Source organism: Acinetobacter celticus (assembly GCF_001707755.1).
GTDB classification, from domain to species: Bacteria; Pseudomonadota; Gammaproteobacteria; order Pseudomonadales; family Moraxellaceae; genus Acinetobacter; species Acinetobacter celticus.
The window spans coordinates 145,682-168,566 of record NZ_MBDL01000008.1; the positions used below are offsets into that span (position 1 = coordinate 145,682).

The window sequence follows — 22,885 nt, forward strand, 5'->3', positions numbered from 1 at the left end:
TGTTTAGGCATGACAGAGTTACCGTTTCAACAGTCTCAGACTCTGAATGTTCGCCAAAATCGTGCATTAGCGTTAGCAGGTGTTTTTCAAGCTACCCAACTAACGCATATGACTGCACTAGCAGGACATCAGAATATAGGCGAAAGCGGTAGCTTTTATTTAGAGCAACTCATTAAAGCCAGTTTAAATATTCGGCCCAGTGGCACTTGTCACTGCCAGACCTTAGATTTTTTTCATCAACTGGCTGATATTTCATTGGGTCTCAAAACACTAGAAAGTAGCATTAACCAACCGTTTAATACCTCTCCGACGTCTAGATTACCTAAACTTTCCAATACAAAATTACCGATGAGCTATGCGATGGCATTGCTCCAATTAGAAAAAAAAGTCTACAACAATCCTAAATTTGTTGAAATTATTGAACAGTCTCAACAAAAAATATTAAAACAACTTTCATTTTTTGATCATAATTATCTACATCCAAGTGTCATTGCTAGTCTGGCACAGACGTATGTCGAAACTGCAGGACAAATTAATCCACGAATTATGGTTCGTGGTAATGCTGAAGCATTTAAAGATTCATCTCACACCAACCGCATTCGCGCTTCCCTTTTTACTGGCCTACAAATGGCGCATTTATGGCGTCAACTGGGTGGCAGTTCATGGGGAATGATTTTCAGTAAGCGCAAACTACTTAAAGATATTCAAGATCTGGCTCGTTTACAGTATCAGGTGATTTAACTGATGCTAGACGAGCTCTTCGCTTTACGTTTAATTCCAAAGTTTAAGGAATCGCTATGAACGCTTTAACCGCACTCTCACCATTAGATGGTCGCTACGCTAGCAAATGTGATGCTTTGCGCCCTTTCCTTTCTGAGTTTGGCTTAATCCATGCTCGTGTGACTGTTGAAGTACGTTGGTTGCAAGCGCTTGCAAACCGTCCAGAAATTTCTGAAGTACCTGCATTTAGTGCTGACACAAATACTGCACTTGATGCAATTGTTACTGATTTTTCTGAAGAAGATGCGAATCGCATTAAAGAAATTGAACGTACCACCAACCACGATGTGAAAGCAGTTGAATATTTTCTGAAAGAAAAAATTGCACACATTGATGAATTAAAAAATGCAGGTGAATTCATTCACTTTGCATGTACATCTGAAGACATCAATAACTTGTCTCATGCATTAATGTTGAAAAATGGCCGTGAAGTTTTAGTAGCGTCAATGCAACACATTATCGATTCAATTGTTGCTTTGGCTGAAACTCATGCTGATCAATCTATGTTGTCTCGTACACATGGTCAAACTGCAAGCCCAACTACATTGGGTAAAGAAATGGCAAACGTGGCTTATCGTCTTGCACGCCAAATCAAACAATTCAAACAAGTTGAATTATTAGGCAAAATTAATGGTGCGGTTGGTAACTACAACGCACATTACTCTGCTTATCCAGATATTGACTGGCCTGCACATTCACAAGCGTTTGTAGAATCTTTAGGTTTAGAATTCAACCCGTACACCACACAAATTGAACCACATGACTACATGGCGGAACTTTTTGATGCATTACGTCGTTTTAATACGATTTTGATCGACTTTAACCGTGACGTTTGGGGTTATATCTCTTTAGGTTTCTTCAAACAACGTTTAAAAGATGGCGAAGTGGGTTCTTCAACTATGCCACATAAAGTCAACCCAATTGACTTTGAAAACTCTGAAGGGAACTTAGGTCTTGCCAATGCTGTATTGGCACACTTGGGTGAAAAACTACCTATTTCTCGCTGGCAGCGTGACTTAACTGACTCTACTGTTCTTCGTAACATGGGTGTTGGTTTTGCGCAAAGTTTAATTGCTTTTGAAGCCTGCTCTAAAGGTATTGGTAAATTAGAGCTAAATGCTGTTCGCATTGCCGAAGACCTTGACCATGCTCAAGAAGTTCTAGCTGAACCGATTCAAACCGTTATGCGTCGTTATAACGTAGAAAAACCATACGAAAAATTAAAAGCTCTGACTCGTGGTCAAGCCATGACACGTGACATGATGGTTGATTTTGTGAATGGTACAGAACTTGAAGCTGTTCCTGCTGTGGATCGTGCGCGTCTTGCGATAATGACACCTGCAACTTATACAGGTAATGCAGCTGAGCAAGCAAAACAAATTAAAGATTTAATTGCGAAAATTTAATTCGTCTTTAAACTAAAAGGCGAAGCTCCGGCTTCGCTTTTTTATTATCATTCCAATACTTTATAGTCGAAAATAACAAAATGATTGAATCCCAATTCAGCGTAAAACACTGGCTTCTTTTAGGTTTTTTAGTCCTTGCCATTATCATTGCAAGTATTCAACCGCTCGAACTATCCTCTTATATACTGCATCAGATTGGTACAGTATTGATGCTGATTGCCCTATTCATTTGTTTTAAAAAAATTGGTCTCAACTTTTATAGTTTTACTTTGTACATTGGCTTTTTACTCATTCACATTGTTGGCGCGCACTATTTATATTCTTATGTGCCTTATAACGAATGGCTCATTCAATATTTCAATTTTGATCTCAATCAAACAATGGGCTGGACACGTAATATGTACGATCGTTTAGTTCATTTTGCTTATGGCGTATTGTTATATCCTTTTTTCTACCGCTTATTCCAAGTCTGGTTATCTACATTAAAACCATTCACAGTTTTTCTGTTGGTTATTCAATTTGTTATGGCAAGTAGCCTGGTCTATGAATGGATTGAATGGTGGATTGCGATGGGTTTATCTCCTGAAGATGCAGAAAACTATAATGGACAACAAGGAGACATCTGGGATGCTCATCAAGATATGTTACTCGCGACAGTCGGTGCCATGATCACGGGTATCTTTCTACTCATTACAGGGCAGAAAAAAGCACTCGATTGAGTGCTTTTAATCAAATCGTTTTATTTAGAGCAGAATGTAGCTTTGATGCTGTAATTCATCTAAGTCTAGTCGAATATTTGAGTGTACAGAATCCAACGTCTGCACTTGTTCTATCATTTGAGAGCTAGAAAATTCTGCTGATGGCTTAGCCAGTTCTTCAATCAATAATGCATCAATATTCAATGAACCTAGATCAATTTCAGCATGGTCTACAACATTTTCATTTAACAGTGATTGAATATTGAATTTTACTTCCTCAACCATTGTCTGTTTAGGCTGAGAAGATGCGATGATTAATAATTCACTCAATTGCATAAATTGAGTAGAAACAACATCATTTTGCGCTAAATCAACATCTGTTTCTGCAACATCAACAGTAAATTCAAATGTACCACTCTTAGCGCTTGGGTTTCCTGCTGAGTCTGTTTGGCTAAATGCATAGCTATATTTACCTGGGGGTAAATCGCTTTCAGGTGTATAAGTCCATTTACCTTTTGCATCAACCTTAACTATTATAACAGCTATCCCATTTTCATAAATGGTAATAGTGGCATTTGCCTCCCCCTTTCCTTCAAAAATTGGAGTACCGTCTTTGGTGGTTTCACCAGACTTAATGACTGATTTACTTTCGCCAGTATCATCATATACATTCGGTAAATCTGGTACAGCAGGTGCTTTTGTATCCTTAGTTCCTTTTATTTCACTCGGGCTAGACTGATTTCCAGATGGATCATAAGCATAAACGTTAGCAACTGTATCATCAGTCAATGCAGGTGATAGCTTGATGATATAGGTTCCATCCTCTTTTACTGTGCCTGAGCCCAATAAACTACCATCTGTTTTACTTCGAATTTCAATTTTTGAACCAGGCTCAGCTTTACCGCTCACCTCAGTACCATCGGTATTCAATATAGCTGTTGGAGCCTCTGGTGCAATATTATCCTGACCTGCAACAATATCCACAAGTTTAGATTTATTACCAGCTGTGTCTTCGGCAGAAATACTGGCTTTATCGCCCTTCGCTAATGCAGGATTAAGTGCGATTTCAAAATTACCTTGACCATCTACATCAGCTGTGCCAATAGGTTTTCCATTCACATCGGTGATTGTAATTTTTGAATGGGGTTCAGCCTTTCCTTTTACTAAACGACCATCTTCAGTGACTTCAAATTGTGGTTGATTTGGCGCTAAAGTATCTTTACCAAATTCAACAGTACTTCCGTCCGAACGATTGCCAGCGCCATCTTCAACGATAACTTTTGCTGTGTCACCCGACTTTAATGCAGGACTAACAGGAATACTAAAACTTCCATCTGAAGCAGCCAAAACTGGGCCACCAATGATGGTCGTCCCATCCGCGGCATAAAGATAAACTTTCGCACCAGCTTCTGCATAACCTGAAACAATGTTACCCGACTCATTAACTTGTGCATTTGCATCATCGGGGGCAATGGTATCTTTATTACCTGTTATGAGTATTCCTTTAGATTTATTACCTGCTTGATCAACAACATAAACGATTGCTTTAGTGCCATCTGTAATTGCATGGTCTAGTATAATTTTATAACTCCCATCACTCCCGACAGTCGCTTTTCCAAGAATATTTCCTTTCAAATCTGTAATATAAATTATGGCATTTGCTTCAGCTGTACCTGAAAGTACTTTCCCTTCATTATCTAGACTACCTTTTGGCGTCGCTGGTGCAACAATATCAGTATTTTTATGATCACTTTCCTTGTCATCATCTTTATTAAATGCCAACAAATACAATCCCTCTGCGGCAAGTAGACCTAAACCTGCCTTTAAAAGAGAGGGAGAATCATCTTCAAGTGTATTTCCCGTATTCACTGCTGTCTGTTGTGCAGCGCTAACGGTTGTACTTGTAGCTGAATTGATAATTTGAAGATTTTCATTTACAGGAGTGTAATCGATAAATGTGCCATTAATATCAAACTCAGCCAATGCATATTCACTGTGCTCTCCATAAAATAAAAGTGTATGACTTTCCTCAATTCCTTCGACAAAGAAATTTTCAATAATAATTTTTTGGCCATTTTTTAAAAGAATAATACAATTATTTCCAGAACGTGTCAGAGAAGCTACGTCCTCTTTACTAATAGCAACTTGCACATATGAGGGTTGCATTAAATTTATTTTTGATGCTTGAGTGTCTTTTAATACAGCTTGACTTGCTTTTGCAATAACGACGATTCTTGTCATTTTTCCCTCAATATCCTAATTTTTTAGTTTTCTAAAGAATAAAAAACTTATTTTATTTCTTATGGCTAACTTAACAAAACAATGCAAATGGTACAATTAAAAACATGAAAAATAATGTATTAAATAAATACTTGGCCAAAAAAAAGGCCAGTAAATACTGACCTTTTTATTCTGCTATTTAAAAACTATTTATAATTTCGGATCACGTATTTGTATTAAGCTTGAGTTGGCTTGGCTTAAGGTTTCTATGACTTTATGCATGACTGTTGGAACCAACGAATCTGCAATTTGTGCTGCTTGTAAACCTAATTTCTCACCCAAAGTTGGCTTTTTACGGGTTTCAATTACATAAACATCATGCTGAGGCAATAAGTTCAATACGAATTCATCTGAAGTTTGTAATTGATCTACAAGTTTCAAGTCCAAAGCATCTTGACCATACCAATGTTCACCTGTTGCCACCTTATCAACATTCAATTGAGGGCGATATTTCGAAACGAAATGCTTAAACAGGTTATGCGTTTGTTGCAATTCCTCTTCAAATTTTGCTTTGCCTTCATCGGTATTTTCGCCAAACATGGTTACTGTACGTTTGAACTGACCGGCTGTATAGAGTTCAAAGTCGATGTGTTTTTCTTTCAATAAACGATTAAAATTAGGTACTTGTGCAACCACGCCGATTGAACCAACCACTGCAAATGGTGCAGAAATAATTTCTGAGCCAATACATGCCATCATGTAGCCACCACTGGCTGCCACTTTATCGACACAAATACTTAACTGAAAACCTGCATCACGTAAGCGCACCAATTGCGCCGCAGCCAAACCATAGCCATGTACCATGCCACCGGGGCTTTCCAAACGCAGTACCACACGGTCTTTGCCTGCTTTCGCTGTGGCTAAAATTAAAGTAATTTCTTCGCGTAGGTGCTCAACCGCCGAGGCAGCTGTATCGCCTTTAAAATCCAATACATAAACTTTTTGATTGGTTTTTCTGCGTGCACGGGCTTCTTTCGATAATTGTTGCGCCAATTGAAGCAACTCAAGTTTTGAGCTTGTTGTTTGAGCAATTTTTTTTCTTTGTTCGTTAATACGAGCATTCAAATGATGAATGCGAATTTCAGCAGGTAACTTAGTTGTATGAAATAACATATAATTTATTTTCTCGAATTTAATCTGTGCTTAAAAGCTAGATTAGGTCAATTGCATCTTTTTTCAATAGCAGTTTTGCATCTTAGCCTGACTTTCTTCGTTGCAATAAAGTGTATTGCTTTTCAATATCGTTAACTGCAAATAAGCGTAAATACAACCAGAAGTTTATATAGTATAAAAGCCCGATGAAGCCAGCATTAATGGGCCACCATGTTTGAATAAAAAACTGACCGCGTCGAGCAGATGGATTTGGCACCAACACTGAGTACATTAAAATAAAGATCATCAACATAAATAAAATGACGGCTATTTCAGCCCCACGACTTTGTATCAAAGGTTTTTTACCTTGCTGTATTGCCTTCTGAATTCGATGCATTTTGAAGATAGCTTGTGCCTGAATATAGCTTCGCCATTGCTGGCGTACAACAACATGCTGCTTTTGTCTTTGCAATATGTAATACAAAATTGGCCCGATCATGCATGAAATGATGACAAATTGATCATATAACCAGCGATGATAATTTGTCATTCCTTCACTACGTGAAGTGGGAAACCAACCCTCATACGGTATGAATATGGCCAAAACAACACTCGTCAACACCAAAACCACCGCCAGATATTCTGCAATATACGGTGTGCCCAATAGAGCCTGATATAAATCCCTTTGTGCTTTTTGCGCAATTTTGGCTTGTTGTTTATTTTCAATCATTCATTTTTTAAATTAAAATTTTTATGCATAAATTATAACAAAAAAACAGAGCGCTAAGGCCCTGTTTATACTATTTTTTTCTTTTTAATTAGATTGATATATTAACCAAAACGACCTGTAATATAGGCTTCCGTCAATTGATGATCGGGTTGCGTAAAGACTTTTTCAGTGGAGTTCACTTCAATTAAATCACCCAAATGGAAGTAAGCTGTACGGTCAGAGACACGCGCTGCCTGTTGCATAGAATGCGTCACAATCGCAATGGTATATTGATTTGATAATTCTGAAATGAGCTCTTCAATTTTAGCCGTCGCAATTGGATCTAATGCTGAACAAGGTTCATCCATTAAAATAACTTCAGGGCTCACCGCAATGGTACGCGCAATACATAAACGTTGCTGCTGACCACCCGACAACCCCGTACCCGGTTGGTTTAAACGATCTTTTACTTCGTCCCACAAACCTGCTTTACGCAAACTGTTTTCAACAATTTCTTCCATGTCATATTTATCACGTGCCAAACCATGCAATTTCGGGCCATAAGCCACGTTATCAAAAATGGACTTCGGAAATGGATTGGGCTTTTGAAAAACCATACCTACCTGTGCACGAAGTAAAACCACATCCAGATTTGGATCATAGATATCTTGATTATCCAACATCACCTTGCCTGTTACACGACATGAATCAATCGTGTCATTCATGCGGTTCAGGGTACGAAGGAACGTTGATTTACCACAACCCGACGGCCCAATAAAAGCAATGACTTCATTTTCATAAACTTGTATATCAATGCCTTTAATCGCTTCAGCTTCGCCATAGTAAACATGCACATCCGTCGTGCTCAATTTTACATTTTTCGACTTCGCATCTTTTTTATTGCTCGACTGTGTATCGAACTGAGAGACAAAAGAAGTTGCTGTCTGTTTTTGCTCTTCTGGAGAGGCGGTAAATTGTTTTTGCTCTGGATTCACTGATTTATCCTGATCTAAGGAATTCATTTTTGATGTTGCCGTTACAGTATTCATATCATGCTCTCAATTACCAGCGCACTTCAAATTTTTTGCGTAACCAAATAGCCAAGCTATTTAAGCCAATCATGATTGCAAGAAGTACGATAATGGCAGCCGCTGTACGGCCTTCAAAGAAGTTACGTAATTCATTGCCTTGCCATAAGAAAATCTGTACAGGCAATGCAGTGGATTGATCTAAAGGAGTTGCGGGTACACTGGCAACAAATGCACTCATACCAATCAGTAATAATGGGGCTGTTTCACCTAAAGCCTGTGCTACGCCAATAATTGCACCGGTTAAAATACCCGGTAGCGCTAAAGGAAGGACATGGTGAAATACCGTTTGTAAGCGCGATGCACCTAAACCTAAAGCCGCTTGACGAATAGACGGTGGCACAGCTTTAAGTGAAGCTCGCGTGGTAATAATCACCGTTGGCAATGTCATTAGACTTAAAACCAAGCCACCAACCAATGGCGCAGAAAGTGGCATATGCATCCAACCAATAAAGATCGAAGCACCCAACAAACCAAAGACAATTGAAGGAACGGCTGCCAAATTATTAATATTGACTTCAACAATATCGGTAATGTAATTTTTTGGTGCAAACTCTTCTAAGTAAATTGCTGATGCAACACCAATAGGAATAGAGATTAAGATGACAATCATCATCATGAACAATGAGCCCATGATTGCACCAGCCAAGCCAGAAGTTGCAGGCGAGCTGCGTGAGTCTGGGCTCGTAAAAATATTGGTGTTAAATGTATTGTTAATAATGCCTTGTGCTTTTAACTGATCTGCCAATTGACGAACTTCTGGGCTTAATTGTTGCTGATCATCTGGTAAAGAACGATCAATATTACCAGCAAGCCACACATCTACATTGGCATCGGCAAGCACTTTAATCTCTTCTCTTTTACCAATCAACGATGGATCTGCAAAAACCATATCGCGTAAACGGTAAGATTCAGAACTGGTATACAAAGAGGTTAAATCATCGCGTTTGGCTTCGAGTGCTTTATCTTTGGCAATTAAACCATTCACAATCAACGCATCCCAATCCACCATTCCCATTTCAGTTTGCCATGCAATGTAGCGTTCCTGATAATGCGCAGGAGATTCCCCTGCTTTTTGAGTCGGTTTCGGGCCTGCATTAATAATCGATGGATCAAAATACACTGGAACCGTCATACTGCTTTGCCAAAATGCAGGTAAGCCTTTCGCTAAAATACTGCCAAACAACAGCGCAACGAAGAATAGCCCTGCAATGACCGCTGAGAAACCAAAAATTCGAAATGTTTTTTCTTTACGATGACGTTTCGCCAAAGAGCTTTCAATGGTTTTTTTCCGCTTTTCGCGTAGTTCAGCTGCGGCCCGAGGGTCTAATGCTTGATCTATAGATGATGTATTTGAAGTACTCATTAGTCGTATTGCTCACGGTATTTGCGCACGATGTAAAGCGCCACAATATTCAAGCCTAAAGTAATTACAAACAAGGTTAAACCCAGTGCAAATGCCACCAACGCTTGCGGGCTAGCAAAATCTGTATCCCCTGTTAATTGGTTCACAATGGTAATGGTAACGGTTGAAACCGCTTCAAGCGGGTTGATATGCAACAATGGACTGTTCCCTGCGGCTAACACCACAATCATGGTTTCCCCAATGGCACGCGAGGCTGCCAATAAGAATGCACCGATAATCCCTGGAAGAGCCGCAGGAATCACCACCTGACGAATGGTTTCAGACTTTGTCGCGCCCAAACCTAATGAACCATCACGCAGTGAACGAGGGACTTGGGTAATAATGTCATCTGACAATGACGAGACAAATGGAATAATCATAATGCCCATGACAAAACCAGCCGTCAGTGCGCTGGTCGCGTTAATTTCTAAGCCAATATACGCTCCCATATTTTTCATAAATGGGCCAATAATCATTAAGGCAAAAACACCATAAACAATAGTTGGAATACCCGCCAAAATTTCAATGGCTGGCTTAGCCCAAGAACGAAAACGCGAAGAAGCATATTCAGCCAAATAGATGGCTATCATTAACCCCACTGGTACGGCCACTAAAAGTGCAATACCGCTGACCATTAAGGTGCCCCACAACAATGGGAGTAAGCCGTAACTGCCTTCTGCACTACCAGAGGTGCTAAAACCGGGGTTCCATACCGTGCCAAAGAAGAAATCGAGTGGACTGACAAAACTAAAGAAGCGCATAGCTTCACTAAACATTGACATCACAATGCCAATGGTCGTCAAAATAGCCACACCAGAACATAGCGCTAAAGCAATGTTCATGATTTTTTCAACTTGGTTACGTGCGCGGTATTGCTGTGCGACACGACGTTTAGCCCAAATTAAACCAAGTAAGGCCACACAAATGACTACGGCCAGTTTTGCAAAATTGGCAATACTTTCAAATTTTGCAAGTTGCTGTGCAGCAGCCAATTCATAGCTAGCAGGCTTATCACTCACACCAAAACCTGATGCAATTGCCTGTACGCGATCGACCAAAACACCAATACTTGCAGGGTCAAGCGTTGCCTTAATTTGTTCAGGCACATTATTTAAAACAACTTGCTTTAAAATATTAGGTTCAACAATATTCCAAACAATCAAAATTAAAAAAGCTGGGATCCCACACCAAAGTGCAACCAAGGCGCCATAATAACCTGGTCGCGAATGTAGCATTGCAGAGTTATTTCCCTTGCCTGCTAATTTACGGCTTTTGGTTAAACCAATTTGATAGGCTATGGCAATAATTGCCAGTAAAACACCTATAAGCAGTAGATTCATGTATTCTCCACTGTTTTTTCAATTTTCATTATTTGAAAAAACTTTGTTTCTTTACAAAAAGCCAAAGGCAGGATCACCCTACCATTGGCTCTTTCATATTCTTATTTAACTGCTTTGCCTGCTTTAAAGTTCGCTAAAACTTGTGCACGTTCTTTATCAGACATTGAAATTAGTCCTGCTTTTTCTAACTTAGAACCTTTACCAGATACTTTCTTGCTTAAGAAAAATTCTGTGTACTGTTGTAAGCCTTTAATCGATTTTAAATGCTCACCTTTCACGTAGTAGAACAATGGACGAGAGACTGGATAAGAACCATTTAAGATGGTTTTTTCAGAAGGTGCTACATTGTTTACTGTCGCTACACGTAATTTGTCACGGTTTTGGTCATAGAAACCTAAGCCAAATACACCTACTGCGCTAGGAGATGTTTTTAAGCGAGCCAATGTTTCTGTGTAATCGCCAGAAATTTCAATCACACGGCCATCTTTACGGAAAGTAGAACATGCTTTTTTCTGTGCATCTTTATCTAGTTTCGCAAAAGCGTCGTAAGTTTCACAACCCGCTTCAACCATTTTTTCTTGGAACACTTCACGTGTACCGTGGTTAGATGCAGGAATAACTAAAGTAATGGGTTCATTTGGTAATGCTTTGTCAATTTGATTCCAACGTGTATATGGGTTTGCAACCATTTTACCATTGGATGGAAGCTCTGCAGCCAAAGCAGCAAATACGTGTTGTGGACGTAATTTATATGCCGCTTTATTCGAGTTTGACGCAAATACAATACCGTCATAACCTATTTTAACTTCTAAAACCTGATTTACGCCTGCTTTTTTACATGCTGCTAATTCGGTATCTTTAATTTTACGAGATGCATTTGCAATATCAATCGTGTTGTCGCCAACACCATTACAGAACTGTTTTAAACCACCTGAAGTCCCGCCAGAACCGACAACGGGTGTTTTAAATTGTGGGAAAGTGTTGCCAAATTCTTCAGCAACAATACTTGCATATGGCAATACCGTAGAAGAACCTGCAATTTGAATTGTGTCACGAGCAGCATTTGCAGTTGTTGCGACAACTGCTCCAGTTAGTGCAAACGCAAGTGCCATATTAGTTAAGCGCATTCTCATCTCTCTTATTTGATGCAATATAGGAGTACGCCACTTTTTATTAAGTTTTGTACTTATTTCGATATGTGCATTTTGATTTCAGAATATGACAGATAAGTTACAGCTTTATGACGATTTCATGATGTTTAGCCACCAGCTTGTTTAACCAATCAAAAATTTAGATTCCATTTTTCTACTCTAATTCAAAGTCTGTTTATCGTTCTTCTGATCATGTTCTGACTCACTATTCAAGCATTTACAAATCTGCCTTTATGCCAATCAAATAAAGGCACAATAAACAATTTAATTAAATGTGATTTATCATTATAAAACCATCCTATTGAATTTTTAGCTTCGTAATACAACCTTCGTTAGGAATTTCGTTGATTCGCTTTACTGATTTCCACATCTCTTTCAGCCTGCTGAATAAATATATAAATCAATAATTTAACCACCTATCTTCAAAACTGTATTAAAGGCTACACTACAAATTGATATATATTAATGAAATGAAAATGGGTTAAACAATAAAAATTAATAAAACCCTAATTAAACGAGATCGTGTATAAAATTCTATGTTTTTCGTGTCCCGATCATGTAATGTTTATAAATTATCCAGTCTGTTTATACATAGAGTATAGCCGTGCTTTTAGAACATGATTTAACCTCTTTGGAACTTCAACTTTTTGCTGAAATCTTGTGGAAACTTGGGTCTGAAAACGGTCAGCCCTATTTACGTGAAAATATCATTGCAGATACTGCAACTTTACTTCGAGCTGATTTCGCGGCTTCATATATTTGGGATGCAAAGCATAATTTATCAAAACAAGGCATTATGTGGAGAATTGACCAAAAAGCCATTCAAGAATACGAACATATTTGGCAATATAATGACCCTATTACCTTGCCACTTCGTGAACGACAAAAACCGACCTTTGTGAATGAAGTTATTTCTTTGACCGATCTAAAAAAAACCATGTATTACAATGAATTTCTACAGCCTCATGGTTTATATCACGGGTTAAATGTATATTTTATTCGTAATAAAATTGATGTTGGTGATTTTCGTATTTGGCGTGCCAAAGATTCTGTCATGTTCGGTGAACGCGAAAAAAGAATCTTAAATCTGCTTGAGCCTTATCTAAGTAAAGCACTGCCCTTCGACCTTTCTACACGCTATTCTTTAACGCCACGTGAACAAGACGTAGTGACGTTAGTTTGTAAAGGTTTAAGCGACAAAGATGTAGCAAACTTACTCGATATCAGCTTTACCACAGTAAGAACACATCTAAAAAATGCAATGAAAAAAATTGGTTGTAATAATCGAACAGAAATGGCTTTACTGATTCAACATTCATTCAATCCTCAATTTTGAGGATATAGATCTGCTTTATAACTGTATTAAATTGTTTACATAACAGCTTAAACGGATTTTAAGTCTTCATGTCAATTATTAATGAAAAAACACATTTAATTCAGTCACTTGATTTATTTAACTTATCTGCAAGTGAAATTACAATATTGGTTCGAGATAAAAAAATTACATGTGAACAATTGGTTCATTTGTATTTTTCTAATATAGAACAGCAACAATCATTGAATGCCTTTATTACAGTTGATAAAAATGCAGCACTAGAGCAAGCGCAATATTGGGACAAACACATTCTTGAAGGCAAAGCTTCCCTTGCTTTAATGGGTGTTTTGATTGCAGTGAAAGATAACATTCATGTTTCAGGCTTTCCAAATAGCGCAGGCACACCTGCCTTAGCTCAATTTAGACCCAAGACTTCTGCTCCGATTATTCAAAAACTGATTGACCATGGGGCAATTATTGTAGGCAAAGCTCATATGCATGAATTGGCATTTGGAGTAACAGGCTATAATTCAGCAATGCATGTTGATGGCGTTATAGGCACACGAAATGCGAAAAACCCACGCCATATTGCTGGTGGTTCATCATCTGGAAGTGCTGTTGCAGTTGCTGCAGGAATGGTTCCCATTGCAATTGGAACAGATACTGGAGCTTCGGTTCGATTACCTTGTGCTTTAAATGGATGTGTAGGATTCCGTCCAACAACAGGACGATATTCTCAAGTTGGAATTACACCTATCTCACATACGCGTGATACAGCTGGCCCTATGGCACACACCGTAGCCGATATTATTTTGATTGATCATTTGATTACACAGCAAGACATACAAAAAACCAATACCCGCACAGCAAATTAGACTGGGAATAAATCAATATTTTTGGAATCATTTAGATGAAGAGGTTAATCATCAGGCACATATTGCCCTAGAGTATTTAAAAACTGCTGGAGTTGAAATCATCCCAGTAGAACTGCCTGAACTTGAACAACTTAATCACAGTATTTCATTTCCAGTAGTCATACACGAAGGTAAATATGATCTTATCCAATATCTAAAAAACCATACAAATATTACGATTGAATCTATAGTAGATCAGATTTCCAGCCCTGATGTTCAAGCTTTATTTCAGCAAAATATTCTTCCAGAATTAATTGCAGATCATACAGGACATCTTGTACCTGTTTTACCCTTGTACCAAAAAGCCATAACAGAAGCCAGACCGCAGTTACTTTCTATTTATGAAAAAGCATTTAAAGAACATCGTTTAAATGCTTTGATCTTTCCTACTTCTCCCATTGTTGCACCACTTGCAAGTGACCAAGTTAGTTCAATTGAAAATTTTCAGGCTCTGGTTCGCAATACCGATCCAGGCAGTAATATTGGACTTCCAGGGCTGAGTTTACCTATAGAAAGTTCATTTAAATCCAATTTGCCTATCGCACTTGAAATAGATGGTTTACCTCATACAGATAGTGAATTACTTGCTATAGGGGCAACGTTAGAAGCGATATTTAAAAACTTACAAAGCTAATCTTTATTAGAGGAGTATGAAAACCATCATTTTTGATACTTCTTCTCATAAAAAAGACTGTGTTATGGCACATAAAACCTAGCTAAATGGATTAAAATCCCAAAATAAAAAAGGAGATCAAATGATCTCCCTTTTTATCGTTCAATTTTAGTGAGCTGTAATATGCTGATCGATCTTCCGCTTTTGGTCTTTGATTAATACAATGCATATTAACGCGACAATGAGTGGTACACCCAGTGCATAGAAATAACCAGAAACACCAAATTCACTCAGAATAATCCCACCAATAGCAGAGCCAATAATTGCACCGAAACGGCCCATACCAATAGCCCAACCCGTTGCTGTCGCTCTGACTGATGCAGGATATGCATCTACCACTAAATAATTTAAAGCCAATTGTTGTCCGCCCACACCAAAACCTGCCAGCGCAATTAACAAAAATATATATGTCCATTGTTGTGTTTCAATGAGTGAACCCAAACCAACAACAACCCCTAAGCCAACAACGACCATGAAAGCCAAAATTTTTGCTGTATTTAACTTTGGTAAAAAATAGGCCAGCGGTAATGCAAATAAAATAAAAGCCGCATTTACTGTTACAGATGCATAGGGTGCTTGATCTGGTGCCAATCCTGCTTGTTTCAAAATGGTTGGCAACCAAGAAAGCAACATAAACCATGCAATCCAGTTAAAGAAATACACACCCCAGACACCAATTGTGGTTCGTCCTAAACCATTTTGAAACAACATTGAAAGGTGCATTTTTTCAGTACGAACTGGGCTCAATAAAGCCAAGTCCTGATCTGAAATCGTGACTTTTTTCGTTGTCATACGCTCAAGGACGGCCTCTATTTTCTGCTTCGCATTGCTTTTTTTACTTTGCGCTAAATATTCTAAAGATTCAGGCAAGGCAAAATATAAGAGTACCAAAAGAAGCAATGGTAGTATGCCACCAATCAAATAAATTCCTTGCCAGCCCCATAGAGGTAAAATTTTAGCAGCCAACAAACCACCAATCATTGCTCCTGCTGGCAATGCAAGTAGCACACAAGTAGTCACCGTACCTTTATATTTTTGCGGGGAATATTCTGCAGCCAAAGCCAATAAAACGGGAGTTGCACCGCCCATTCCTAGCCCCGCAATAATCCGAAGAATAAAAATTTGATCGACATGATTTACAAAAGCAGTGAGCAGTGTCGAGACTGAAAAAATCGTCACACAAAACAGTAACGTTTTTCTACGCCCAAGTTTGTCGCCCAAAATACCTAGACACATGGCACCAATGGTCATACCAATGATACCCGCCGTTAAAATAGGTGCTAAAGCGCCTGCTTTTAAATTAAAATGTTCCAATAACGCTGGAGCGGTAAAAGCAACAGCTTGTGTATCAAAACCATCAAATAATGCGATAGCAAAACAAAGTAATATGACCCGCCACTGAAAGCCTGAAATATTACGATCAATCACCGATTTTATGACTGATTGTTCTTTTACAACTTGCTCCATCCAATTATCTCTATCATCCTTAATAACCACTACTTTAGAAAGATATTACAAAATGATCAATGACTGCTAAAGTATGTTTGCATACTTAAACTGATACGAACTTTTTTTTAAATGAACCCAATAAAAAAGAGGCCTGACGGCCTCTTTCAATATACATGCAAATCAATTAGAAATTAATCAAGCGCAGTCACATAGCTACCATCAGCAATGGCATATTTAATACGATCCGCTTCTGCAAGCACCAATGCAAGCAAATTTTTCACGTTATCTAAAGTTGCAACAGGGCTTAAAGTGGTCATTTTCAATGATTGATTTTGACCCACTTTTGTCACACCAATATTCGCTTCACCACGTGCAAATAACTCGTCTGCCACGTTTTGATTCAGTGTATCAAGCAATTCTGTTGGATAACCTTCAGGAATCACACGGAACAATACCGAAGCAAATTGTGGATCAATCAACATTTCTAAACCGTCAGTTGCATCAATATACGCTGCAACATCACGTGTTAGTACCACACCATGATCAATCATTGAACCATAAAGTTCTTCACCTAATGATTCGATGGTCATCCACAATTTCAACGCATCAAAACGACGTGTGGTTTGTAATGACTTAGACACCAAGTTCGGCACACCGTGTTCTTCATCATAAGCCGAGTTTAAATACTCAGCTTCATAATGCATGAAACGGTAATTCGCTTCGTCTTTCAACAAGAACGCGCCACACGAAATGGTTTGGAAATAATGCTTATGGAAATCAAGCGTGATCGAATCAGAAAGTTCAATTCCATCTAACATGTCACGGAAATCATTCGATAAAATTAAAGCACCACCCCATGCTGCGTCAATGTGCATCCACGCGCCATATTTATTGGTGACTTCACGAATCTCTTTCAATGGGTCAATCGCGCCTGCATCGGTTGTACCCGCAGTTGCAACCACACATGCCACGATTTTGCCTTCCGCTTGAAGGTGTGCCATTGTTTTTTCTAAAGCAACCACGTCCATCTGTGCATTGTCGTTCACAGGAACAGTCACCACAGATTGGAAGCCCATGCCCATCATCGCCATGTTCTTTTGCACAGAGAAATGTGCATTTTCAGAACAAATCACTTTGACGTTACGCATTGCATCCGCAGGCACGCCATCACGCTGAACTGACCACGGTTTGCCGTTTTCGTCTTTCCAGTTTTTCGCAATACAGGCATCACGTGCAAGCAATACGCCCATCAAATTAGACTGCGTGCCACCAGAAGTGAATACACCTGCCTGACCTGCACCATAGCCTACTTTTTGACGCAACCAGTCAATTAACTGCACTTCCATCAATGAACCCGCTGGGCTTTGATCCCATGAATCCATTGATTGATTGGTCGCATTAATCAGCACTTCTGCAATTTGGCTAGTCACCATAGTCGGACAATGCAAATGTGCAAGTGAATGCGGATGATGTACTTTCAAGCTTTTATTGAGGAAAAGCTCAACCATACGATCTAGCGACTTTTGTACGCCTAGACCTTGTTTTGACGGATTAAAAGCAATTGCCTCACGCAATTCTTTAATACTACCGCCTGTATACATTTTATCGTTTTGCAACCATGCTGCGACTGCTTTAGTCGCTTCACCCATTGCCGACTCATAGTCAGCAATAGATGCAGCATCATTGCAGAGTAACGCCTTACGGTGTTCTGCAAAATCTACCATGTGTTATACGCCTCGAGTTGCAACAAGTGCTTCAGCAATTGCTTTCTTGAAGCGAGAAACAGCTTCAACACATTCATCATGCGTAATAATGAGTGGGCAAAGTAAACGAATCACTGTACCGTTACGACCACCTTTCTCTAACAATAATTTGTTATCGAAACAAGCCGTTTGAATCGCTGCTGCCAATTGAGAATCACCTGGTAATGACCCCATGTGATCTGCTTTTTGGCGCTCATCAACGATTTCTACACCCAGCATCAAGCCACGGCCACGGACGTTACCAATACATGGAAACTCTACTGCTAATTTTTTAAATTCAGCTTGTAAGAAATCACCACGTTCTTGGGCGTTTTGTGCAAGATTTTGTTCTTGGATGGTTTTAATGGTTGCAAGACCAGTACCCATTGCCAATTGGTTACCACGGAAAGTGCCCGTGTGACCCGCAGGTTGCCATGCATCAAACTTACGTTTAATACCAAGCACAGCTAGAGGTAAGCTACCACCTACCGCTTTCGACATCACAATCACATCAGGCTCAATTCCTGCATGTTCAAAGGCAAACATTTTACCTGAACGTGCAAAACCAGCTTGAACCTCATCCAGAATCAACACAATGTTGTGTTTTTCAGTGACTTCGCGAATTTTCTTTAACCATTTCACAGGTGCAGTGACCACACCGCCTTCACCTTGAATTGCTTCAAGAATTACAGCTGCAGGCTTGGTTACACCACTTTCTACATCTTCAATAAAGTTTTCGAAGAAATAGGTTAAAGCATCCACACCCGCTTCACCGCCAAGACCCAATGGGCAACGGTATTCATGCGGATAGGGCATAAATTGAACACCTGGCATTAAACCATTCACCGCATTTTTGGCAGACAAGTTACCTGTCATTGCCAAAGCGCCATGCGTCATACCATGGTAACCGCCAGAGAAGCTGATTACTGTGCTACGACCAGTGTAGGTTTTTGCTAATTTAATTGCTGCTTCTGTACCATCTGCACCAGATGGGCCACAAAACTGCAAACAATACTCAGCCTTACCACCAGGTAATTGCTCAAGTAGTGCTTCAGTAAAAGCATCTTTTAAAGGCGTTGTTAAATCTAAAGTATGTAAAGGAAGACCACTTGCTAAAGTGTCTTGAATACTTTGGATGACCGCAGGATGATTATGGCCTAATGCCAATGTTCCTGCCCCAGCTAAACAATCGAGGTACTCTGTACCTTCAACATCAGTAATCCAACATCCTAAAGCTTTTGCTATTGCCAACGGTAATTTACGTGGGTAGCTACGAACATTCGATTCCATCTGGCTTTGGCGAGTCAAATAGTATTCGTTAGTAGAATTAGGGGCAGGATTTACAGAAGAAACGCTCATATCGAATTACCATCTCTGATATGGGTTGAAAGAAATAAGTCGGGTGACTTGCGGTCCTTTGACTCGGTGCTTTATAAATCTAGTTAGACTGTTTATATGTTGGTCATAACTAAAGGGCGGATGATACAGAAGTTTTCAATAAAATAAACAAATTTTATGCGTTTATCCACCCGAAGCTGATCAAAAAAATATCTCAGCCTAGATCATAGATCGAATTATTATCTTACAGTGTGACAGCATAAAGAAAACCATCCACTTATATTTTTTTGAAAATAATCGCTGTTTTATTGTAAAGTGAATCTTAATACTTATTTAAAGCTATAAAAAATATAGACTTAATAAATATTATGTGAAACCAATTTATACGATTTTCTTACAAAGCAAACACAATTATTTCTTAAATTCCCCACAAAAACCGATTAGTATTTTTCTAATCTCAACTCACCCTCTTTATAAATAACAACAGGTATAATTCATGCGTAATTTAATTCTTTCATCTCTCGTTCTTGCCACTGCATTTTCAAGCTCTGTTTTTGCACAATCAGATAACGCCTTAAACTACAATGTAGTCAATATTCAAGCTGAAGCGATGCGCCAAATTTCTAATGATGAAATGCATGCCGTTTTATATATTGAAAAAAGCCATAAACAGCCCGCTCAGCTCGCAGCCGACATCACTCAGCTGATGAATAAAGCCACCGCCCTTGCTAAAAAATATCCTCAAGTCAAAATTGAAACTGGCACACAAAACACCTATCCTATTTACGACAATGACAATCAGAAACTAAAAGAATGGCGTGGCCGTGCAGAAATTCGTCTAGAAAGTACCGACTTTAAAGCAACGAGCCAATTGGTCGGTGAACTTCAGCAAGATTTCCAAACTCAATCAATTAATTTTACTGTGTCTGATGCGCAGCGTAAAAAAGTTGAAAATGAGTTGATGGTTGAGGCTTCTAAGAATTTTCAGCAACGTGCGCAAATGCTGACTGCTGCATGGAATAAGTCTGGCTATAACTTGGTAAATTTAAACTTAAATACCAACAATTACTTCCCACAACCGATGATGCGTGCCAGCATGGCCAAATTCTCTGCAGCCCCAGAAATGGCAGACGCACAAAATGTGTCAGGTGGTGAGTCTAAAATTTCAGTTAATGCGAATGGCACCATTCAATTTAAATAATGGCTAAATGAAGTAAAAAACCATGCTCATGCATGGTTTTTTACTTTTGAACAGCTATAAAAACTTCGAATCACACCATTATAAACAATAATGATTGCTATTTATAAAAGTTAAACTTCGCGCTGTGACAGGAATTTAAATTGATGTACTGAAAAATTCAAAATCGATCTTTCTTGGTATTTTTTCTTCATATCATCAAATATTTCAGTTTGGTTGCATTTATTTACACAGTACAACGGCTAGTTTGCTAAATTCCATCTCAGTTTTTTTAATTATTCCGTCACTTTATTATGTCCCTAGACAGCTTAAATTTATATTTATTTAATATATTAAATGCGCCTGATCAAGCATCTTCATTTATGGTGCACTATGCTGTATTTGCTGCCCATGATTTAATTTATCTCACGTTGCTTATTTTTGCTGTGCTCTGGTTGCGTGGTGGCTATCAGGTTAAAAAACAGATTTTAAAAGCCTTTGTTTTTACCTGCATTACATTAGCCATCAGTGAAATTTTGTCTGCTGTATTACATACACCACGGCCATTTGTCATGGACGTTGGACAAACGCTCATTCAACATGAACCAACTGGCTCGTTTCCAAGTAATCATATGACTATTTTCAGTAGTATTGCATTTGCTTACTATTTTTCTGAACAGCGACAGATTGGTAAATTCTTAATTGCTGTTGCATGGCTGGTTGCTTGGGCACGGGTATATGTTGGCGTGCATTTTCCAATAGATATGTTTGGTGCATTTTTATTGGCATTTATCGTCAATGCCTCTGGCCTCACCTTATGGAATACATACAAAGAACAACTCATGAAATGGGTGTTATTTCTTTATGAAAAGCTATTTCATTCATTAATTCAAAAAGGTTTTATAAAATAAAACCACATACTTAAAAACTGCTTTTAGGGTGGCTTTTAAGTATCTAGAGATCATTTAATCTATAAAAATAGCTCAGCGATTTCAGGTTAAATGCATATTTAATACAGATATTTTATTATATTCATCTGCACGTTATAAATGCGTTAGCTTCCCTCTCTTTAAAAAGCATTTTTTACTACTTTCTGTATGCGTAATTATTTTATTCAATATTAATTGTATACAAAAAAAAACAGCCCCGAAAGGCTGTTCTTAAAATCATACATTCAATTAATAAATTGCCATATGGTTGCGGTGAATCATTTCCAATGAACGTGCCTCACCCAAGACTTGATATACTTTATCAGATGCTAAACCTTTCACAATATCTGCAGAACGTGAACTAAAATTCACCCGACCTACAGCAACGCGGCCACCTTGTCGATCGACACATTCAACCACATCACCACGTTCAAAATGCCCTTCTACAGCGCGAACACCAACAGGCAATAAACTACGATGATTGTCTTTAATGGCTTTTACAGCACCATCGTCAATGACTAAACGGCCTGCTGTTTGCAAATGTGCTGCCAGCCATTGCTGATGCGCTGTCATACGGTCATTATCGGTAATAAACAATGTACCCAATAATTCGCCCGCCATTAAGCGCGACAGGACATTGTCGCTCTCACCGCTCGCAATTAATGTTGGGCAACCTGATTTTGCTGCCAAGCGTGCTGCACGTACTTTGGTCAACATACCACCACGACCAAATTTACCGCCACCACCTGCCATATCAAACAAGCTTTCATCTAATGCGCGAACAGTATGAAACAATTTCGCATTCGGATTAGAGCGTGGGTCTGAATCAAACATCCCTTGCTGGTCAGTTAAAATGATAAGTAAATCACCATGCACCTGACCTGCAACCATAGCGGCCAAAGTATCGTTATCACCAAAACGAATTTCGTCAGTCGATACTGTGTCATTTTCATTAATGACAGGAATAACACGCCAGTCAATTAGGTGTTGCAAAGCATCACATGAATTTAAATAACGTCGACGATCAGCCAAGTCATCATGGGTTAATAAAACTTGGGCTGTTTGAATCGCATGTTTTTCTAACACACTAGACCACGTTTGAATTAAACCCATTTGACCAATGGCTGCGCACGCTTGAAGACTGGGTAGATCGGTGGGTCGGCTCTCAAGTTTCATTCGAACCATACCCTCAGCCACAGCACCAGAAGACACAAGAATAATCTCATGTCCGGCATTGTGAAGATCTGCAATTTGTTTCGCCCAATGCGAAATTGCATCCAGATCTAGACCTCTGCCATTTGCTGTGAGTAAAGATGATCCGATCTTAACAATGATTCGTTTACAATCCTTGAGCTGACGTTGCCCACCTACCACTTCTATCATCTTGTCCCCAATAACT

Annotated in this window: 17 protein-coding genes and 1 pseudogene; 7 read left to right on the forward strand and 11 right to left on the reverse strand. The window is 38.9% G+C overall.

What is annotated here, in order from left to right; all coding sequences use genetic code 11:
• The first annotated feature begins 9 nt into the window (after positions 1-9).
• From hflD to BBP83_RS04915, 3 genes are all read left to right on the forward strand, one after another.
• Positions 10-741 (forward strand): high frequency lysogenization protein HflD, encoded by a 732-nt coding sequence (gene hflD, locus BBP83_RS04905; protein ID WP_068886295.1) that lies wholly within the window; start codon positions 10-12, stop codon positions 739-741.
• A 56-nt stretch (positions 742-797) separates the two neighbouring features.
• Entirely contained in the window at positions 798-2,186 is a 1,389-nt protein-coding gene (gene purB, locus BBP83_RS04910) for an adenylosuccinate lyase (RefSeq protein WP_068886296.1), read from the forward strand.
• Between the two features lie 80 nt (positions 2,187-2,266).
• Positions 2,267-2,905: a DUF2238 domain-containing protein gene (locus BBP83_RS04915; protein ID WP_068886297.1), complete on the forward strand. Its 639-nt coding sequence runs from the start codon at positions 2,267-2,269 to the stop codon at positions 2,903-2,905.
• Between the two features lie 24 nt (positions 2,906-2,929).
• On the opposite strand, the gene BBP83_RS04920 is transcribed toward BBP83_RS04915, so the two are convergent.
• From BBP83_RS04920 to BBP83_RS04950, 7 genes are all read right to left on the reverse strand, one after another.
• Positions 2,930-5,125, reverse strand: coding sequence for an Ig-like domain-containing protein (locus BBP83_RS04920; RefSeq protein ID WP_068886298.1), 2,196 nt, complete (start codon positions 5,123-5,125; stop codon positions 2,930-2,932).
• Between the two features lie 189 nt (positions 5,126-5,314).
• The gene (gene sohB / locus BBP83_RS04925) at positions 5,315-6,277 is read right to left on the reverse strand and encodes a protease SohB (protein WP_068886299.1); all 963 of its coding nucleotides are present in this window, start codon (positions 6,275-6,277) and stop codon (positions 5,315-5,317) included.
• A gap of 82 nt (positions 6,278-6,359) precedes the next feature.
• On the reverse strand, positions 6,360-6,986 hold the full coding sequence (locus BBP83_RS04930; RefSeq protein ID WP_068886300.1) for a hypothetical protein: 627 nt from the start codon (positions 6,984-6,986) through the stop codon (positions 6,360-6,362).
• 101 nt (positions 6,987-7,087) lie between these two features.
• Positions 7,088-8,014 carry a phosphate ABC transporter ATP-binding protein PstB gene (pstB, locus tag BBP83_RS04935; RefSeq protein ID WP_068886301.1) on the reverse strand — a complete coding sequence of 309 codons (927 nt, stop codon included), beginning with the start codon at positions 8,012-8,014 and terminating at the stop codon, positions 7,088-7,090.
• A gap of 13 nt (positions 8,015-8,027) precedes the next feature.
• Positions 8,028-9,419 (reverse strand): phosphate ABC transporter permease PstA, encoded by a 1,392-nt coding sequence (gene pstA / locus BBP83_RS04940; RefSeq protein ID WP_068886302.1) that lies wholly within the window; start codon positions 9,417-9,419, stop codon positions 8,028-8,030.
• Positions 9,419-10,798 (reverse strand): phosphate ABC transporter permease subunit PstC, encoded by a 1,380-nt coding sequence (pstC, locus tag BBP83_RS04945; protein ID WP_068886303.1) that lies wholly within the window; start codon positions 10,796-10,798, stop codon positions 9,419-9,421. The genes pstA and pstC overlap by 1 nt, the downstream gene beginning before the upstream one ends.
• Positions 10,799-10,899: 101 nt before the next feature.
• Positions 10,900-11,925 carry a substrate-binding domain-containing protein gene (locus tag BBP83_RS04950; protein ID WP_068886304.1) on the reverse strand — a complete coding sequence of 342 codons (1,026 nt, stop codon included), beginning with the start codon at positions 11,923-11,925 and terminating at the stop codon, positions 10,900-10,902.
• Between the two features lie 628 nt (positions 11,926-12,553).
• Here BBP83_RS04950 and BBP83_RS04955 point away from each other — a divergent pair.
• Together BBP83_RS04955 and iaaH are read left to right on the forward strand one after the other, a co-directional pair.
• Entirely contained in the window at positions 12,554-13,285 is a 732-nt protein-coding gene (locus BBP83_RS04955; RefSeq protein ID WP_068886305.1) for a response regulator transcription factor, read from the forward strand.
• Positions 13,286-13,353: 68 nt separating this feature from the next.
• Positions 13,354-14,812, forward strand: a pseudogene (iaaH, locus tag BBP83_RS04960) (indoleacetamide hydrolase).
• Between the two features lie 147 nt (positions 14,813-14,959).
• Here the strand turns inward: iaaH and BBP83_RS04965 are convergent.
• The 3 genes from BBP83_RS04965 to BBP83_RS04975 form a co-directional block, all read right to left on the reverse strand.
• A complete protein-coding gene (locus BBP83_RS04965; RefSeq protein WP_068886306.1) occupies positions 14,960-16,318 on the reverse strand; it encodes an MFS transporter in 1,359 nt (452 codons plus the stop codon).
• 173 nt (positions 16,319-16,491) lie between these two features.
• Entirely contained in the window at positions 16,492-18,024 is a 1,533-nt protein-coding gene (locus tag BBP83_RS04970; protein WP_068886307.1) for a pyridoxal phosphate-dependent decarboxylase family protein, read from the reverse strand.
• A gap of 3 nt (positions 18,025-18,027) precedes the next feature.
• Positions 18,028-19,401 carry a diaminobutyrate--2-oxoglutarate transaminase gene (locus BBP83_RS04975; RefSeq protein WP_068886308.1) on the reverse strand — a complete coding sequence of 458 codons (1,374 nt, stop codon included), beginning with the start codon at positions 19,399-19,401 and terminating at the stop codon, positions 18,028-18,030.
• Positions 19,402-19,876: 475 nt separating this feature from the next.
• Between BBP83_RS04975 and BBP83_RS04980 the strand changes: the two genes are divergently transcribed.
• Both BBP83_RS04980 and BBP83_RS04985 read left to right on the forward strand, forming a co-directional pair.
• Entirely contained in the window at positions 19,877-20,581 is a 705-nt protein-coding gene (locus BBP83_RS04980) for an SIMPL domain-containing protein (protein ID WP_068886309.1), read from the forward strand.
• Positions 20,582-20,871: 290 nt separating this feature from the next.
• Entirely contained in the window at positions 20,872-21,468 is a 597-nt protein-coding gene (locus tag BBP83_RS04985) for a phosphatase PAP2 family protein (protein ID WP_068886310.1), read from the forward strand.
• Between the two features lie 267 nt (positions 21,469-21,735).
• Here BBP83_RS04985 and proB read toward each other — a convergent pair whose 3' ends face one another.
• Positions 21,736-22,869 carry a glutamate 5-kinase gene (gene proB / locus BBP83_RS04990; protein WP_068886311.1) on the reverse strand — a complete coding sequence of 378 codons (1,134 nt, stop codon included), beginning with the start codon at positions 22,867-22,869 and terminating at the stop codon, positions 21,736-21,738.
• Positions 22,870-22,885 lie beyond the last annotated feature (16 nt).